General features: G+C 67.6%; 13 protein-coding genes. 9 read left to right on the top strand and 4 right to left on the bottom strand.

Annotated elements, in window-relative coordinates; translation table 11 throughout:
- Window positions 1-136 precede the first annotated feature (136 nt).
- Window positions 137-667 carry a MarR family winged helix-turn-helix transcriptional regulator gene (locus E8M01_RS10085; protein WP_170181850.1) on the bottom strand — a complete coding sequence of 177 codons (531 nt, stop codon included), beginning with the start codon at window positions 665-667 and terminating at the stop codon, window positions 137-139.
- 291 nt (window positions 668-958) lie between these two features.
- On the opposite strand from E8M01_RS10085, the gene E8M01_RS10080 reads away from it, so the two are divergent.
- From E8M01_RS10080 to fhuB, 8 genes are all read left to right on the top strand, one after another.
- On the top strand, window positions 959-2,377 hold the full coding sequence (locus E8M01_RS10080; RefSeq protein ID WP_136960000.1) for an amidohydrolase family protein: 1,419 nt from the start codon (window positions 959-961) through the stop codon (window positions 2,375-2,377).
- 38 nt (window positions 2,378-2,415) lie between these two features.
- Window positions 2,416-3,630, top strand: a complete 1,215-nt coding sequence (locus tag E8M01_RS10075) for a M24 family metallopeptidase (protein ID WP_136959999.1) — start codon at window positions 2,416-2,418, stop codon at window positions 3,628-3,630.
- A 338-nt stretch (window positions 3,631-3,968) separates the two neighbouring features.
- Window positions 3,969-4,514 carry an RNA polymerase sigma factor gene (locus tag E8M01_RS10070; protein ID WP_136959998.1) on the top strand — a complete coding sequence of 182 codons (546 nt, stop codon included), beginning with the start codon at window positions 3,969-3,971 and terminating at the stop codon, window positions 4,512-4,514.
- A 131-nt stretch (window positions 4,515-4,645) separates the two neighbouring features.
- Window positions 4,646-5,626, top strand: a complete 981-nt coding sequence (locus E8M01_RS10065; RefSeq protein ID WP_136959997.1) for a FecR family protein — start codon at window positions 4,646-4,648, stop codon at window positions 5,624-5,626.
- Window positions 5,627-5,840: 214 nt separating this feature from the next.
- Entirely contained in the window at window positions 5,841-8,228 is a 2,388-nt protein-coding gene (locus E8M01_RS10060; RefSeq protein ID WP_246088668.1) for a TonB-dependent siderophore receptor, read from the top strand.
- Window positions 8,229-8,230: 2 nt separating this feature from the next.
- Entirely contained in the window at window positions 8,231-9,121 is an 891-nt protein-coding gene (locus E8M01_RS10055; protein ID WP_136959996.1) for an alpha/beta hydrolase, read from the top strand.
- Window positions 9,114-10,001 carry an ABC transporter substrate-binding protein gene (locus tag E8M01_RS10050; protein WP_246088667.1) on the top strand — a complete coding sequence of 296 codons (888 nt, stop codon included), beginning with the start codon at window positions 9,114-9,116 and terminating at the stop codon, window positions 9,999-10,001. The genes E8M01_RS10055 and E8M01_RS10050 overlap by 8 nt, the downstream gene beginning before the upstream one ends.
- On the top strand, window positions 9,994-11,985 hold the full coding sequence (fhuB, locus tag E8M01_RS10045) for a Fe(3+)-hydroxamate ABC transporter permease FhuB (RefSeq protein ID WP_136959995.1): 1,992 nt from the start codon (window positions 9,994-9,996) through the stop codon (window positions 11,983-11,985). The genes E8M01_RS10050 and fhuB overlap by 8 nt, the downstream gene beginning before the upstream one ends.
- Before the next feature lie 11 nt (window positions 11,986-11,996).
- Here fhuB and E8M01_RS10040 read toward each other — a convergent pair whose 3' ends face one another.
- From E8M01_RS10040 to E8M01_RS10030, 3 genes are all read right to left on the bottom strand, one after another.
- Window positions 11,997-12,950, bottom strand: a complete 954-nt coding sequence (locus E8M01_RS10040; protein ID WP_136959994.1) for a LysR family transcriptional regulator — start codon at window positions 12,948-12,950, stop codon at window positions 11,997-11,999.
- 209 nt (window positions 12,951-13,159) lie between these two features.
- Complete coding sequence (locus E8M01_RS10035; protein WP_136959993.1) at window positions 13,160-14,266, bottom strand: hypothetical protein; 1,107 nt, start codon at window positions 14,264-14,266, stop codon at window positions 13,160-13,162.
- 17 nt (window positions 14,267-14,283) lie between these two features.
- Window positions 14,284-15,300, bottom strand: coding sequence for a histone deacetylase family protein (locus E8M01_RS10030; RefSeq protein WP_136959992.1), 1,017 nt, complete (start codon window positions 15,298-15,300; stop codon window positions 14,284-14,286).
- A 144-nt stretch (window positions 15,301-15,444) separates the two neighbouring features.
- On the opposite strand from E8M01_RS10030, the gene E8M01_RS10025 reads away from it, so the two are divergent.
- A complete protein-coding gene (locus E8M01_RS10025; protein ID WP_136959991.1) occupies window positions 15,445-16,767 on the top strand; it encodes an aspartate aminotransferase family protein in 1,323 nt (440 codons plus the stop codon).
- Window positions 16,768-16,811: the final 44 nt, after the last annotated feature.

Below are 16,811 nucleotides of genomic sequence, written 5' to 3'. Positions count from 1 at the left end.
TAGCAGATCGGCCGTGGCTTTAGCGGATAGGGACGGCCGGGCGTCGTGTCCTGCCGCCCGCGGTTGACATCGTGGTTGGAGGTTCATTTTCCGGCAATCGATTGCATGAATCGAGACTGCCACTGCGGCGGCAAGCTCAGGCTTTCGTCTTGACCTGGTCCCGTTGCTCCAGGGCGCCAAGCAGTTTGGCGAGCAGGCGGATCAGTTGTTCGCGCTCGTCATCGGCAAGCGCCGAGAGGATTTCCGCCAGGCCGCCGAATTGGCGGGCAATGGCTTCGTCCGCCACCAGCCGGCCCTTCGGGGTCAGCCGGACGACCAGGCTGCGCCGGTCGCCGGCGTCCGGAACGCGTTCGACCAGCCCGAGCCTTTCCACCTTGTCGATGCGGTTGGTGACCGCGCCGGAACTCAAAAGCGAATCGCGCAGAATGTCGGTTGGCCGTAGCTCGAACGGCGGACCGGACCGCCGGAGCGTCACGATCAGGCTGAACGCCTCCCAGGTCAGGTCGAGCGGCGCGATCAAGGCCTCGGAGCTGCGCAGCAACTGCGCCGAAATGCGCTGGAGGCGACCGAAAATTTCCAGCGGCCAGGGGGCCAGATCCGGTCGCTGCCGCTCCCAGCCGTCGACCAGCGCCTGCACCGAATCCGTCGGCTTTGGGACCTTCGCCACTATTCTCGCCCGTCCTTTGAATTTATCTTGACGTCAAGATAATCGATATTAGCATACCCAACATGAAGGCAAGTGGAGCGAGGCGCAAGGCTCGGTTCCGCCGGGACGGCAACGGAAAGCCACCGCTCGCATCCAGCAGGTCCGGTCCGCCGCAACAGCGGGCCGGGCAACGACTTAGGCCATGGCACGGGGACGCACGCCGTCTCCGTTCATGCGGGATTGATCCTCAACACCTGGAACGTCCATGGGGCCTCACGCGGGGCCCGTCATGGCGCAACGCGAGGCTTTGCGATGTCGCGCATTCTGATCAAGAACGGCTATGTGGTGACGGTCAACGAGCGCCGGGATGTCCATGGCGGGGGCAGCCTGGTCATCGAGAACGGGCGGATCGCGGCGGTCGGCGCGGAGACGGCCGATGACCGCTCGGGCGGCTTCGACGAGATCATCGATGCCGGCGGCAATCTCGTCCTGCCCGGCCTGATCAATACGCACCAGCACCATTGGTACACGCTGTTCAAGGGTCTGGCCGACGGCATGCTGCTGGAAGACTGGATCACCGATCTGGTGTTCAAGCTGGTGCCGCACCTGACGCCCGAGGCGATGCGCCTTGCCAGCTATCTCTGCGGCATGGAAATGCTGGCGACCGGCACGACCACGTCGTTGAACCATTCGGTGACGGTGACCACGCCGGAGCTGGTGCGCGCGACCATCGCGCCGCAGGCCGAGCTCGGCCTGCGCCAGGTCTTCGCCAAGGAACTGCGCTGCCGGACGCCGCGCTTTGCCGCCCACCCCTTGAGCTTGGACGAATCCATTGCCGCCTTCGACGAGGAATGCCGGCGCTGGCAGGGCGCGGCCGGCGGCCTCGTCGGCATGGCCATGGTGATCGAGGCCAATGCGCATTGGACCGCCTCCGGCATGAGCACGGAAGAGCTGATCACCAATGGCCATCAACTGGCGCGCCGGCATGGGCTGAAGATCAGCTCGCATATCGCCGGGGGCACGTTCTCGTTGGAAAAAGGCTTCCTGAAACACCTGCGCGAAACCGGCCGCACCGATGTGCGCTACCTGATGAGCCTCGGGGTCCTCGACGAAAGCTGGTTGCTCATCCACGGCATTCACTGCACCGATCTCGACCTCGACCAGATGGCCCATGTCGGCGCGCACCTCGTCTATACGCCAACCAGCGAAGCCATGCGCGGCGGCGGCATCGGGCCCTTCGTCACCGCCCAGGCCAAGGGCGTCAACACGGCGCTCGGCACCGACGGACCGATGGTCGACTACACCAATGACATGGTCGAGCAGATGAAAGCCTGCACGCTGATGCAGCATGTCCGCCACCTCGATCCGACCCGCATGCCGGTGGAGCGGACCATCGAAATGGCAACGATCAATGCGGCGCGCGCGCTTGGCATGGCCGACGAGATCGGTTCGCTCGAAGCCGGCAAGCGTGCCGACCTGGTGATCTTCGATCTTCACCGGCCGCATATCGGCGTGCTGCACCGGCCGCTCTCGACCTTTGCCGCGGCGGCCAAGGGAACCGACGCGAAGCTCGTCATGATCGATGGTCGGATCGTCTATCGGGACGGCCGCTTCGCCAACGGGCCGGGCCATGGCGAGGTCATCCGCGAAGCCGGCGCCGTCTCACGTGAGATCATCGAAAAGGCTGGCCTTGCCGGCCGCCTCGCGCCGGCCTGGCGCAGCCCGGCCTGACCGGCCACGCACAGCTCATCCGGAATTGGGAGACCATCATGCAGCCACTGCCATCCGTCGATGCCTTGACCCGTCGCATCAGGACGGAATTCGCCAATCTGCTGGAGGCGGAGTTCCCGCGGTTTTCGACGGCCGAGATGACGTCCCGGCGCCAGCGCATCGCCGATCTCTGTGCCGCGCACGAACTCGACGCGGTGATCGTCGCCCAGGCGATGCGCGGCGGGACCACCACCTATTGGCTGACCGGATGGCCGGTGACGCAGGAGGCGGTGACCCTGGTCGTGCCGGGCCGCCCGCAGCGCCTGTTCATCCAGCACTACAATCATGTCCCGCTGGCCCGTCGTCTCGCGGTGGAGACCGAGGTCGAGTGGGGCGAGGCATCCGGGCTCGGCCGTGCGCTGGCTGCCCTGGACACCATGCTCCCCGGCCGGCCGCGGATCGGCCTGATCGGTTCGCTCGGCCTTGGCCAGCACGACCGGTTGCGGGCGGCCGCCTCGCGGCTCGTCGACCTCAATGCCGCCTATGGCAAGCTGCGCCTGATCAAGACCGCGGAGGAGCTCCACTGGTTCCGGCTCGGCGCGGCGCTGACCGATCTCGGCATTGCCGGGCTTGCCGAGGGTGCCAGGCCTGGCCTGAGCGAGCGCGATCTCGGGCTCCTGGTCGAAGCGCCCTACCAGCCTTTCGGTGCGATCAATTCGATCCACTATTTCCTGACGACGCCGATGGCGGCGCCCGCGGTGCCGGTGCCGATGCAATTCCCCTCCACCCGCAGGCTGCAAAAGGGCGACGTTCTGGTCACCGAAATCAGCGCGCAGTTCTGGGATCATGCCGGCCAGGTGCTGCGCACCTTCACATTGGGCGAAGAACCGAATGCGCTTTATCGCGAGCTGCACGCGGTGTCCGAGGCGGCCTTTGATGCCATCGTCAGGCTGGTCAAGCCCGGCGTCCGGGCTGGCGACCTGGTCGCCGCCTCGGCGGTCATCGAGGCGGCCGGCCACACCATCATCGACGACCTCATCCACGGTTATGGCGGCGGCTATCTGGCGCCGGTGCTCGGCACGGCAAGCCGGCCGGCGGCCGGCTGGGATCCGGATTTCAAACTCGACGCAGGCATGATGATCGTCGTGCAACCGAACGTCATCACCCGCGACAACCGCGCCGGTGTCCAGAACGGCCACCTTCTGCTGGTCACCGAGACCGGTGCCGAGCCGATGCAGCATTTCCCGGCGGGATTGCACGTCTTGCCGGTGTGAGCGCGACGCCCCGGATCCGCCGTCGGCCGATCCGGTGGCCGCCCGAATGCGGCTGCAACGGCGCGGTGTCTGTGACCGTGACGCCACATGAGCATAAAATCATGGACTGTGCGGCCGGCCTGCCGCATGTGGTTCCGCCTTCAAAAGCAAGGTGAATTCGATCCGCAACCGAGGCCGCGTGCGCTTCTTTTGAATCGCTATAAATCATTGAGTTTGCATTGGTTTTGAATTTGCGACTGATAGGGCCGAACGAGGCTGCCGGATAAGATCGGGCAGCCTTGGAGCGAAAGCTGTCGCGCCATCCGGCGCGCTCCCACCCTCCAGTTGATGCGCTGGCCATGACCACAGTCTCGACCGATGTCGTCCGCGGCACTGCCGATCTCGATGCCTTGTTCCGGACCTATCACCAGGACCTCACGCGCTTCGCCCGCGCCAGGCTGCGCGACCGGGAGGCCGCGGCCGATGTCGTCCAGGATACGTTCCTGCGTTATCTCGCCCACCAGACCACCGGCGACCACAGTCTGTCGCCGGTCAGTTCGCGTTTCTTTCTCTGGCGCATCGCAAGCAACCTGATCATCGACATGGTCAGACGGGATCGTCGGCGCGGCGCCTTCGCCTCGATCGATGGCCTGGCTCATGAGCTGGTCGATCCCGCGCCGGCGGCCGACCGGCGCCTGATGGCCCGCGAAGAATTCCGTGCGATCAAACAGGCGCTGGACGAATTGCCGCCAAAGGCCCGCGCGGCCCTGCTGCTCAGCCGGGTCGAGGGTCTCAGCCATGCCGAGATCGCCGATCGCCTCGGCGTCTCCGCCAGCATGGTGACGAAATATATCATGACGGCGCTGCGCCACTGCTTGAAGCGGATGGCGGTTCTCGACCTCTGACCCGCCGGCGGATTTTTTTTCGTCGCAGCGCCGGCGGCCGGTGTGGTTTCGCCCGTCATGTTCGTCTTCATTGACAAGAGCCCGATGCTGCCTGCTACGGCGAGGCGATGACAGTCCGGCGCGAGCCCCGCATGACACCCGACCCAGCCGATGCGCCCCTCGATCCGATGACCGAGCAAGCGCTTGCCTGGCTCGTCCGCCTGCATTCCGGCAGCCAGACGGCCGAGGACTGGTCGGACTATCAGGCCTGGAAGACGGCAAACGCCGAGCAGCGGCGCGCCGCCGTTCTCGCCGAGCGCCTCTGGGAACGGCTGGGGCCGGCGCTCAAGCCGCGGCGGCGATCGAAAGTGCGGGGCATGGCCATTGCCCTTGCGCTGACCGCGGGTCTTACTGGCATCGGTTTCTCCGGCGGGGTCTTCGGCCCGCCCGCGGCCTATTTCGCCGACCAGCGAACGTCGATCGGCGAACGCCGGACGATGACGCTCGCCGACGGCTCGACCATGGAGCTCGATGCCGGCACCAGCGTCGATATCGATTTCGGCCCGGATCGCCGGCGCCTGGTGCTGCACACCGGGCAGATCTTCGTGACCGTGGCGCCGGATCCGGCGCGGCCCTTCGTGGTCCACGCCGGCCGGGGGTCGACCCGGGCGCTGGGCACCGCCTTCGACGTGCGCAGCGAAGGCGAGGGCGCCCGGATCGTGGTCACCGAACATGCCGTGCGGGTGGCTTATCCGGGCGCCGATGCCTCCGTGACCGTCGACGTTCGGGCTGGCCAGCAGGTCGTCTATGCGCCTGGGCCCGGGCTTGGGCGCCCGGAGCCGGTCGATACCGCCATGCTGACCGCATGGCGGCGCGGCCAGGTGATTTTCGACGGCCGCCCGCTCGGCGATGTGGTCGGCGCAATGGCGCGGTATCGCCGCGGCCGGATCCTGATCACCGACAGCGCGCTGCGCGACCTGCCGGTGACCGGCATTTTCTCGACGGCCGACACCGATGCGCTGCTCGACGCGCTGCCGGCCATTCTGCCGGTGCGGGTCTGGCGGCTGCCGGGCCTCGCCGTCATCCAGCGTGATGCCGATCGGCCGGCCATGCCGTTCCAACGGGTCAACTAGGGCGGGGGCTCATGGTGGGTGACGCCACCCGCCATGAGCCCGTCCCTGGAATCGCTCCAATGTTTGAATGCGCGCTGTCGTCCCGGCGCACTCCGTCGTCTTCCCCATCAGAGGCCATCGTGGCCGCCCGCATCATCGCGGTGTCGAAAGGTTTGTCATGGGGACGGAGATGCAGGGCATTGGCGGCGTGAGCCGTAGCAGGACGGCGGCAGCTTTGCTGTGTTCCACGGCATGGCTGGCAATCCATCTGGCGGATCCGGCGCAAGCCCAGCAGCGGCCGCCTGCCGCGGGCGCGCCGGCGACCGCCAGCCGTGGGACCGCCACCTTCAATGTCCCGGCCGGGCCGGTCGGCATTGCCCTGACGCAATGGGCCGAGACCGCTCGCCTTCGGCTCCTGGCTTCGACCGACGCGTTGCGCGGATTGCGCACGTCGGGGGTGTCGGGTGTCCACACGCCCGAACAGGCGCTCAGGCAATTGCTGGCTGGCACGGGCCTCAGCTATCGCTTCACCAATGCCTCGACGGTGGCGATCAGCCGGCCGGGAGCGGCAGCCGCCGGCGGCACTGCCGAAGGCGCCATCGCGCTCGACACCATCGATGTCCAGGGCGCCGGCACCGGTGACGGCACGATCGGTTATGTCGCGACCCGCAGCAATGCGGCGACCAAGACCAATACCCCGCTCATCGAAACGCCCCAGTCGATCTCGGTGGTGTCGCGCCAGCAGCTCGAAGACCGCAATGTCCAGACGCTGTCCGAGGCGATCAGCTACACGCCGGGGGTCACGACCGGCATCAGCGGCTTCGACTCGCGTTTCGACGCCTTCACCATTCGCGGCTTCGACGTCACCTATAACGGCATCTACCGGGACGGGCTGCGCCAGCCGGCCGGCAATATGGCGATCTACAAGGAAGAGCCCTACGGCATCCAGGACATCTTCGTGGTGCGCGGCCCGAGTTCCTCGCTGTTCGGCTCGGGCTCGCCGGGCGGCCTGGTCAATCTGATCTCGAAGCGGCCGACCAGCCAGCCGCTGCGCGAGGTCGAGCTGCAGATCGGCAATTGGGACCGCTACCAGGGCAGTTTCGACATTGGCGGTCCGGCCGATCCGCAGGGCCAGTTCCTCTATCGGCTGACCGGTGTCGTCAGGGAGTCGAAGAACTGGACGCTGGGTGGGCGGGACGACCGCGTCAATCTCGCGCCGTCCTTCACCTGGCGACCGAATGACCAGACGTCGCTGACCGTGCTCGGCGAATATCAAAGCTCCACGACGCCTGCCGCGTTCCCCTATTACGCGACAACGAACGGTGCGCGGTCGCCGGCCTATTCGAGCGATCCGGCGTTCAACGCCATGGATCAGACCCAGTTCCGCATTGGCTATCTGCTCGAGCACCGGTTCGACGAGGTCTTCACCTTCCGCCAGAACTTCCGTTACGCACGGGTCGATGCCGACGTGAAATATGTCGGCATCAGCGCCATCGATCCCGTCGCCATGACCGCGTCGCGCTATACCGGCCGCGTCCGCGACGTCATGGATGCGATCAGCGCCGACAATCAGCTCCAGGCCAATTTTTCCACCGGCGCGATCCAGCACACCATGCTGTTCGGGGTCGACTACATTCAGAGCCATCTCAACAGCCGCATGGGTTTCGGCAGCGCTCCCGATCTCAATCTGGTCACGCTCAATTACGGCGCGCAGCCGATCGCGACGCCGGCGCTGACCAGTTCCACCATGCAGAGCCAGCGCCAGCTCGGCATCTATGCCCAGGACCAGCTGAAATGGGGGCGTTGGATCCTCACCCTTGGCGGCCGGCAGGACTGGGTCGACACCTCGACACGCGACGTCATCGCGGCAGCCAGCGACGGCAATTCCAACCACGCCTTCACCGGGCGGGCCGGCCTGACCTATGTCTTCGATTCCGGCATCGCGCCCTATGTCAGCTATTCGACCTCGTTTGTGCCCAATCTCGGCCGCGGCCTGTCAGGCACGGCGTTCAACCCGACAACCGGTTCCCAGGCCGAGATCGGCATCAAATACCAGCCGGCGGGCTTCAACGGCTTCCTGACGGCGGCGCTGTTCGAACTGACCCAGAATGGCGGCCTCGTCACCGACCCGACCAATCCCTCGTTCCAGATCCAGCGCGGCTCGATCCGGGCGCGCGGGCTCGAGCTGCAGGCCGTCGCGAGCCTCGGCAATGGCGTCAGCCTGACTGCCTCCTATACCCACCTCAGTCTGGTGACGATGAAGGGCACGCCGGACACGGTCGGCAGGACGCCATCGGGCATTCCCGGCGACACGGTCTCGCTCTGGGCCAATTACGCGGTGCCGCCAGGCGATGCCTGGTCCGGCTTCAGTGTCGGCGCGGGCGTGCGTTATACCGGCTTCAGCTATGGCAATGACCAGAACACCTTCCAGTCGGATGCCGTGGCGCTGGTCGATGCCGCGGTCCGCTACAATTTCGGCGCGCTCGACAAGCGGCTCTCGGGACTGACCCTCAAGATCAATGCCCAGAACCTGTTCGATCGGAACTTCACCACCTGCCAGGCCGGCTATTGCTACATGGGGGCGCGGCGCACCGTCATCGCCAGCCTGAACTACCGGTGGTGACGATGGTCGAGAGCCCAGCCCTGATTGCCGGCACCGTCCAGTTCGATCTCGCGCCTCGCGCCGGCGGTGCGGCCTATCGGATTTTCCTGCGGATCCCGTCGGGCGAGCCGCCGCCGGCCGGCTGGCCGGTGCTCTATCTCCTGGATGCCAATGCGGTGATCGGCACGGCCGTCGACGCGCTGCGCGTCCAGTCGAGCTACCCGCTCGGAACCGGCATTGCCAAGGCCGCGATCGTCGGCATCGGCTATCCCACCGACGAGGCCTATGACAGCGTGCGCCGCTCCTGGGACATGGGGCCGCCGCCGGGCAAGACCTATCCGCCGCACAGGCCCGACGGGCCGGATGTCCGAACCGGTGGCGCCGATCTCTTCCTCGCCTTCATCGAAGCCGAGCTGAAGCCGGAAATCGCTCGCCGCCTCCAGGTCGATCCGGCGCGCCAGGCGATCTTCGGCCATTCCTTCGGCGGGCTCTTCGTGCTGCATGCGCTGTTCACGCGGCCCGAAGCTTTCACCACATGGATCGCCGCGAGCCCGGCCATCTGGTGGGAAGATGCCGGCCTGCTGGCGACCGGCCGGCAGTTCGCCGCGGCGTGGCGCGGCCAGTTCAGCCCGCGCGTGCTGGTGCTCGCCGGTGAATTCGAGCAGTGCCTGGCGCCGTTCCAGGTCGGCGCCGCCGACGCCGACGAGCGCCGCCGGAACCACGCCGAGAGCCGCATCGTCGACAATGCCCGCGACATGGCCACCTGGCTTGCGGCCATTCCCGGCCTTCATTCGGCTTTTGAACTGTTCGCCGACGAAACGCACATGTCGGTCCTGCCGGCGGCCATCAACCGGGCCATTCGTTTCGCGCTCGGGCCGGAGGCGGCGGCTGCCGCTGCACCCCGTCTTGGCTGACGGCGGTTCCAGGCGCGCCTTGCTCGCCGGCGGCCTGGCCTCGATGGCGCTGGCCGGGCCGGTCACGGCGCTTGCCGCCCCGGCCCGGCGGGTCGTGTCGCTCGATTTCGGCCTGGCCGAAACGCTGCTCGAGATCGGCGTCGTGCCGGTCGGTTTGCCGGCGATCGGCGACTGGGCGGATTGGGTGGTCGAACCGCGGCTGCCGGCCGGCATCGCCGATCTCGGCACGGCGCTCGAGGTCAATCTCGAACTCTTGTCGGACCTGGCGCCGGATCTGATCGTGACGACGCCCTACCAGGCGCGCCTGGCTCAGACCTTCACGCGGATCGCGCCGGTCGTGACGCTGCCGCTCTATGATGCGGCCGGTGAACCGTTGAGGCGCGCCAGCGAAGCCGCGCTTCGGCTGGCGGCGATCACCGGGGACGAGGGCCGGGGCGAGGCGCTCGTCGCCCGCGTCGACGCGACCTTTGCCGGCCTGCGCGCGAAACTCGCCGGGGCTCGCCAGACGCCGATCTTTTTCGTCAATTTCCTGGATGCGCGCCATGTCCGGGTCTATGGCGCCAAGAGCCTGTTCCAGGATGTGCTCGATCGCCTCGGCCTTGCCAATGCCTGGACCGGTCCAACCAATGACTGGGGTTTCGCCACCGTCGGCATCGAAGCACTGGCGACCCGGTCGGATGCCCGGCTATTCTATCTCGAGCCGGCTCATGATTTCGCGCGACTGTCGCGTGGGCCGCTCTGGCGAAGCCTGCCCTTCGTCAAGCGGGCCCAAGTCGACAGGCTGCCGCCGATCCTGATGTTCGGCGCCTTGCCATCGGCCGAGCGCTTCGCCCGGATCGTCGGCGACAGGCTGGCGCCGGCGGGTCCGGACCGTGGCTGAGGCTGTTCCGTCATCCCGCTTGATCGTCCTGTCATTGGCCACCGGCGCCGTCGCGCTCGGGCTTGGCCTGGTGACGCTGAGCCGGCAATCGCCGGCGGCGCTCTGGCTGCAAGCCTTTCTGTCGCCGGACGGCCAGGATATCAGCCAATTGCTCGTCCAATTCAGCTGGCTGCCGCGCCTGGTGACCAGCCTGCTGGCCGGCGCGGCGCTGGCGCTGGCCGGCACGCTGTTCCAGCAGATCCTGCGTAATCCCCTGGCGTCGCCGACGACGCTCGGCGTCGCCGCCGGGGCCAATCTGGCGCTCGCGGCAACGACCCTGGCGGCGCCTCACCTGCTCGACCAGGGCCGCGAGGCGATCGCGCTCGCCGGCGGCCTTGCGGCGGTCGCCCTGGTCTTCGCCCTGTCCCGGCGAAGCGGCCTGTCGCCGGTCACCACCATTCTCAACGGCCTGCTCGTCAGTCTCTATGCCGGCGCCATCGGCGCCATGCTGTTCCTCTTGAAAGACCGCTATCTGGTCAGCCTGTTCATCTGGGGCAATGGCGCGCTCGAACAGCAGGACTGGAGTGCCGTGAGCCTGCTCGCGCCACGCCTCGTCCTGGCGATGGCCGCCGCCATCCTGATGATCCGGCCGCTGACCCTGCTCGGCCTTGATGACGCCAGCGCCCGGGGGCTCGGATTGACCTTGACCATGGCCCGGCTTGCCGGTCTGGTCATTGCGGTTGCGATCACCGCAAGCGTCGTCAGCACCGTCGGCGTCATCGGGTTTGTCGGGCTGGCGGCCCCGGCGATCGTCGGGCTCGCCGGTGCCAGGCGGTTCGGCCAGCGGCTGATCTGGGCGTCGGTCTTCGGCGCCCTGCTGCTCTGCGCCACCGATCAGATGGTGATCATTCTGGGTGACGAACTCGGCACGACGATCCCGACCGGCGCGGTCACCGCGCTGTTCGGGGCGCCCTTGCTGATCTGGCTGGTGCCGCGCGTGCGCCTCGCGCCGGAGCCGCCGCGGGCCGAGATCGGCGCCGGGCTCCGCCTGGCCCGGAGCGGGCCCCTGGTGCTTGGCCTCGTTGCGCTCGCGGTCATTGGCCTCGCCGTCTCGACAGGCTTCGGCCGGGGCATGGACGGCTGGAGCCTGGGGCTCGGCCGCAATGCCGATCTGATGCTGGCCTGGCGGCTGCCGCGCGCCGGAGCGGCACTCGCCGCCGGCATGATGCTGGCAGCGGCCGGCGTGCTGATCCAGCGGCTGACCGGCAATGTCATGGCCAGCCCTGAAATGCTCGGGATCAGCGCCGGCGCGGCGCTGGGTTTTGTGGTCGGGCTGTTCGGCCTGGGGCTGACCGGGCGCGGCGGCCAGTTCGCCGCCGCAGCGCTCGGCGCCGGTGTTGCGCTCGCCGTGATCCTGGCGCTCGCACGGCGGGCGCAGTTCTCGCCGGAGCGGACCTTGCTCACCGGTGTTGCGCTCGGCGGGTTGTTCGATGCGGTGGTCGCCGCCGCCGCGGCGGCGGGGGATCCGCGCGCGGCGCTGTTGGCGGTCTGGCTGAGCGGCTCGACCTATGGCATCGACGGCGCGACCGCGGGCCTGGCGCTCGGTTCCGCGATCGTGCTGATCGCTGCGGCCGCGCTGACCGCGCGCTGGCTCGCCATCCTGCCGATCGGGCCGGTCTTCGCCCAGTCGATCGGGGTCGGGATCAAGGACAGCCGCTTTGCCCTGCTGGTTTTCGCGGCCTTGCTGACATCGGCCGGGTCGATGATCGTGGGCACGCTGAGCTTCGTTGGCCTGATGGCGCCCCATCTGGCGCGCCGCCTCGGGCTCGAACGGGCGTTGCCGCATCTGATCGGATCCGCGGCGCTCGGCGGGCTGATCATGCTGAGCGCCGACTGGCTTGGCCGCGTCGCCCTGTTCCCGCGCCAGCTTCCAGCCGGCCTCGTCGCCACCTTGATCGGCGTGCCCCTGCTGTTCTGGTTCCTGAGCCGGCGCAAGGCGGTTTGACGGGCGCGGCCTTAGGCCGGTGCGGCGTCGCCGGAGGCCGGCGGCGCCGGGCTTTCGGCTGGTTGGCGGCGAGGGCTGACCTGCGCCGAGATCCAGGTGCAGAAGGCCTGGGTCAGCGGGTTGTGCAAGCCGTCTTCCGGCACCACCAGATAATAGCTGCTATCGGTCTCGAACGGTCGGTCGAAGACCACCTGAAGATCACCCGATCGCAACTCGTGCTCGATGAGATAGCGTGGCAACAGCGCGACGCCGAGCCCGGCGACGGCGGCCTCGATGATCATCGCGAACTGATCGAAACGATGACCGCGATAGGCCGCTTCGATTTCGCCACCATTGGCCTGAAACCACGCGGCCCAGAGCCCCGGGCGCGTCGCGAGATGCAGCAGCGAGGCACTGGCGAGCGCGGCCGGGGTGTCGACCGGATGGTGCGCCAGCACCTGCGGACTGGCGACGGGAACGATCCACTCGTCGCACAGGTAGCGGCAGGTCGCGCCGGCCCAGATCGGCTGGCCGTGGTGAATGGCGAGGTCGAAGGGCTCATCGTGGAAGTTGAACGGCGCGGAGCGTGAGGTGAGGTTCAGCACCGTGCCGGGATTGTCCCGCAGATAGGCCGGCAGGCGCGGCATCAGCCAGCGGCTGGCGAAGGTCGGCAGCGTCGCGATGTTGAGCGTCGATGTCGATCGCCCGGCCGCCATGGCGCGCGCCATCGTCTCCTCGGTCTGCCGGAGCAGGCGGCGTACGTCCACGAGCAAGGCCTGGCCGCTGCCTGATAGCACGACCCTCCGGCGGACCCGTTCGAACAAGGTCACGCCGAGCTGGGCCTCGAGGTCGCGGATCTGCCGGCTGACGGCGCTCTGCGTGAGGTTCAGTTCGGCCGCCGCTTGCGTGAAGCTCAAATGACGGGCCGCGCATTCGAACGCCTGCAACGTCCGGATGTCGGGGATCAGCCGTCGGTTGAGTTTCATGCCCGCCTCCCAGGAGCCGCCGCCGGAAACCAAAAGGGCCGCGGCCGCATCGGCGCGGTCGACGCTCTGCCGCAATTCCGATCCGGGTCGAAGGCTCCTGTCGAACCCATTGCCCACTCAGCCGGGATTTGTCACGCAGGCCGGCGTCAGGCGGCAAGTACAATACGGGTGCCGGCGGAAGCAAGTCGCGGGCGGCAAGTCGCGGGCGGCTAATCGAGCGCGGCCAGGATCAGCCGGGCCTGTTCGGCGGCATTGCGGGGGTGAGCGGATTCGATGGCAGTGCCGGTCAGCGCATGCAGGGCCTTCACCGTTTCGGCCGTGAACACGATCGTGCCGTCAGCCTCGATCCGTTCGATCCCGTCCCAGGGCAGCGATGCTTCGTTCGCCGCGATGGCTTCGGCTTCGGTCCAGCCGGGTGCGAGGTCGAGCCTGATATCGCCGCCTTCGACGAGCACCGGATAGCCACCGACCAGGCCGAGCACGCCGGGCAGGTGGGTGCGCATCGGTTCGGGCGAGATCAGCGCGCGCATGCCGTCGAGCGCAGCGGAGGCGGTGACACGGTTGAAATGCAGGTCGTAGGGGAACGGGAAGGGCTCGCGCAGCGCGCTATGGCCGAGCGGTGTCAGATCCTCGCCGTCGACGGTCACGCTGAGAAGATAGGGCGGCAGGTCGGCCGGCGGGCTCGGATGGAACACGCCATATTCGAAAGCGTGCTGCGCGACCAGCCGGACCGACACGCGCGCCGGCGCGATGCCCCGCTTGCGGCCGACCGAGGCCTGGATCTTGGCGATCGGCTCCCGCACATTGCCGATGCCGCAGGCCGGGCCCGGGCCCGACCGGGCGAGGCTCGGATTGATCACGTCGGGGAAGGATGCGGCGATCCACCGGGCGGCAATGCCGGCCTCAGCATAGCGCTCGCGGAACATCGCCATCGGGGCGAGCTGCAGGCTGACATAGCCGCCGAACGGCACGCTGGCGGCCAGGCTCTCCTTCACGCCGTCGAGCCCGCCGACCTGCCACCAGGGTTTCAGGGTGGGGGCTGAGAAGATCACGTCGGGCCGCAGCGCGCGGAGGGCGCCAACGCAGGCGGCATCGTTGAAGTCGAAGCCCAAGGCCTCGAAATGCGGGAAATGGCCGTCGATGCCGCAGCCGATCAGGGCGTTGTTGATCCGGCCGAGCGCCTTGTCGGCGGAACGGCTGGCCACCACGATGCGCTCGAACAGGCCGCTGCGGCCGACGGCTTCGAGGACGTTGGTGCCGAGTTCGCCGAGCGATACGATGAGAAGCGTGTCGGACATGGGAAGCGGTTTGGACATGAGTGTCTTGGCCCTGATCACGCCAGGATATCGATGATGTCGGCGACGATCGTGCCGAGTTCGGCTGAGGCGTAACCGCCCTCCTGCACGATGACCGTCGGCAGTTTCAGCGCCGCGACCCGCTCCGCCATCCGGCGGAAACCGCCGTCGCTGACGGCATGGCGGCCATGCGGGTCGTGGATCGAGGCGTCGACACCGAGCGACAGGACCAGGGCCTGCGGGGCGAAGCGGCCGATGCCATCGAGAGCCACGGCCAGCGCGTCGAGAAACGGGCCGTCGCCGGAACCGGCCGGAAACGGCACGTTCAGCGTGGCGCCGGCCCCGGCGCCGGTGCCGGTTTGATCGGGATAGCCCCAGAAGAACGGGTAATAATGGCTCGGATCGCCGTGGATCGAGGCGAAGAACACGTCGCCGCGGTCGTAGAACATGTCCTGCGTGCCGTTGCCGTGATGGACATCGACATCGAGGATGGCGACACGCGCGAATGACCGGCGCAGCTCCTCGGCGGCGATCGCCGCGTTGTTGAGATAGCAAAAGCCCATGGCCCGGTCGTGACCGGCGTGGTGCCCCGGCGGGCGGCACAGTGCGTAGGTCGTTTCGCGCCGTTCGGCGGTCCATCGTGCGGCATTGGCGGCGGCTTGGGCGGAATCATACACCGCCGTCCAGGTGTCGGCGGTGATCTCGCAGGCCATGTCGCCGGTGTACCAGCCGAGCAACCCGACCGGCCCCGCCGGGCGGCGTGCATGCGGACCGCGCGGATGCACATTGGGCATGGCGATGGCGTCGATGCCGGCAAAGCTGGTCCAGGTGGCGTGCGCCGTCTGCAGGAAGGCGACGAAGTCCGCGTCATGCGCGGCCAGGATCGGCGCCAGGCCCAGATCCTTGGGGGAGACGACCGTGTGGCCGCGCGCGCCGACCGCCTTCAGGATGAATTCCGCCCGCTCCGGCACTTCCGGACTGGGGGCGAATTGCCCGGCGCGAACGAACCGCGTGCCCGCGTGCTTCATCTGATGAGCCGACCAAACGACTTGCATGCTGCGCTCTTTCCCGGACCGCACCGCCGCTTGACAGCGGCAGGTGGCGTGTTTCTTATAGTGCACAAGTGAGCAAAATAGAGAACTGAGGTCAAGCGTCCGATCAGGACGGCCGGGCCGCCGTTCCGGTCAAGGATATCAAGAATGTTGCCTAATACGGCCTCGGGCCAGCTCTACCAGCGTGCGGTCAACGTCCTGGTCGAGGGCGTCAGTTCGGCGTCCCGCGGTCCGGCCAATTACGCCCCCTATCCGCCCTATATGCGGCGCGGCGCCGGGTCCCGCCTGTTCGATGTCGACGGCAACGAATATATCGACTGGATGATGTCGTTCGGCGCCTTGCCGCTCGGACATGCCCATCCCCGCATCGTCGAGGCCGTGCAGCGCGAGGTCGTGCACGGCACCCATTTCGCCACCGCGCTGGAGGTCGAGGTGGAGGTGGCGGAAATGCTGGTCGGCCTGTTGCCGCATGCCGACAAGATTCGCTTCGCCAATACCGGAACCGAGGCTTGCATGGCGGCCTTCCGGCTGGCCCGCGGGCTCACCGGACGCTCGAAGATCGTCAAGTTCGAAGGCCATTATCATGGCTGGTACGACGCGGTGCTGCTCAATACCAATCCGCAGCTGCCGACCACGCTCGGCCATCCGAACGACCCGATCCGGATTCCGGACAGCTCCGGCCTGACCCTCGGCTCCTGGGCCGACACCATCGTCGTGCCATGGAACGACGAGGCCGCGCTGACCCGGGTGATGGCAGCTCACGGCCGCGACGTCGCCTGCGTCGTCACCGAGGGCATCATGACCAATATGGGCGTCATCCCGGCGAAGGAGGGCTATCTCAAGTTCATCCAGGCAATCTGCAAGAGCCACGGCGCGCTGTTCTATCTCGACGAAACGGTCACGGGCTTTCGCGTCGGCGCCGGCGGCTGCGCCGAACTCTATGGGCTGAAGCCCGACATCGTCACCTATGGCAAGGCGCTCGGCCAGGGCTTTCCGATCGCCGCGATCTGCGGGCCGGATTGGGTCATGGACGGGCTCGAATGGGGCAAGGTGTTGCATTACGGCAGCCACAACGCGCCGCGCCTCGGGCTCTACGCGACCAAGACCATGCTGGAGATCATGATGGAGGGGGGCGCTGTCGGCTTTCAGCAATTGCAGGCTTGCGGCCGCAAGATGGCGAATGCGCTGCGCGAGGTGATCAACGCGCAGAAGCGGCATCCGGCCATCGTCCAGAACGTCGGGTCGGTGTTCCAGATCTACTTCACCGACCGCGACGCGATCACCGACTACCGCGACTTCTGCAGCCATGTCGACCGCAACAAGTTCCGGCTGTTCGCCAATGCCCTGCTGCAGAGCGGCATCTACATGTCGCCGGCCAATACGCTGCACAGCCTCAGCTCGCTCGCCCATAGCGATGCCGACATCCAGGCCACCGCGGAGGCGGTCGCCCGGACGCTGGAGACACTGTGAGGCGGCGGCGGCGCGGCCGGCCGCCGCACGCTCAATAATCAACA

Source organism: Phreatobacter stygius, from assembly GCF_005144885.1.
Classification (GTDB): domain Bacteria; phylum Pseudomonadota; class Alphaproteobacteria; order Rhizobiales; family Phreatobacteraceae; genus Phreatobacter; species Phreatobacter stygius.
This window is presented reverse-complemented; position numbering and strand designations above follow the sequence as displayed.

Excerpts from the sequence above, each read along its gene's own strand:
- E8M01_RS10080 (WP_136960000.1), top strand. The coding sequence starts at position 959 with ATGTCGCGCATTCTGATCAAGAACGGCTATGTGGTGACGGTCAACGAG.
- E8M01_RS10075 (WP_136959999.1), top strand. The coding sequence starts at position 2,416 with ATGCAGCCACTGCCATCCGTCGATGCCTTGACCCGTCGCATCAGGACG.
- E8M01_RS10070 (WP_136959998.1), top strand. The coding sequence starts at position 3,969 with ATGACCACAGTCTCGACCGATGTCGTCCGCGGCACTGCCGATCTCGAT.
- E8M01_RS10065 (WP_136959997.1), top strand. The coding sequence starts at position 4,646 with ATGACACCCGACCCAGCCGATGCGCCCCTCGATCCGATGACCGAGCAA.
- E8M01_RS10055 (WP_136959996.1), top strand. The coding sequence starts at position 8,231 with ATGGTCGAGAGCCCAGCCCTGATTGCCGGCACCGTCCAGTTCGATCTC.
- E8M01_RS10040 (WP_136959994.1), bottom strand. The coding sequence starts at position 12,950 with ATGAAACTCAACCGACGGCTGATCCCCGACATCCGGACGTTGCAGGCG.
- E8M01_RS10035 (WP_136959993.1), bottom strand. The coding sequence starts at position 14,266 with ATGTCCAAACCGCTTCCCATGTCCGACACGCTTCTCATCGTATCGCTC.
- E8M01_RS10030 (WP_136959992.1), bottom strand. The coding sequence starts at position 15,300 with ATGCAAGTCGTTTGGTCGGCTCATCAGATGAAGCACGCGGGCACGCGG.
- E8M01_RS10025 (WP_136959991.1), top strand. The coding sequence starts at position 15,445 with ATGTTGCCTAATACGGCCTCGGGCCAGCTCTACCAGCGTGCGGTCAAC.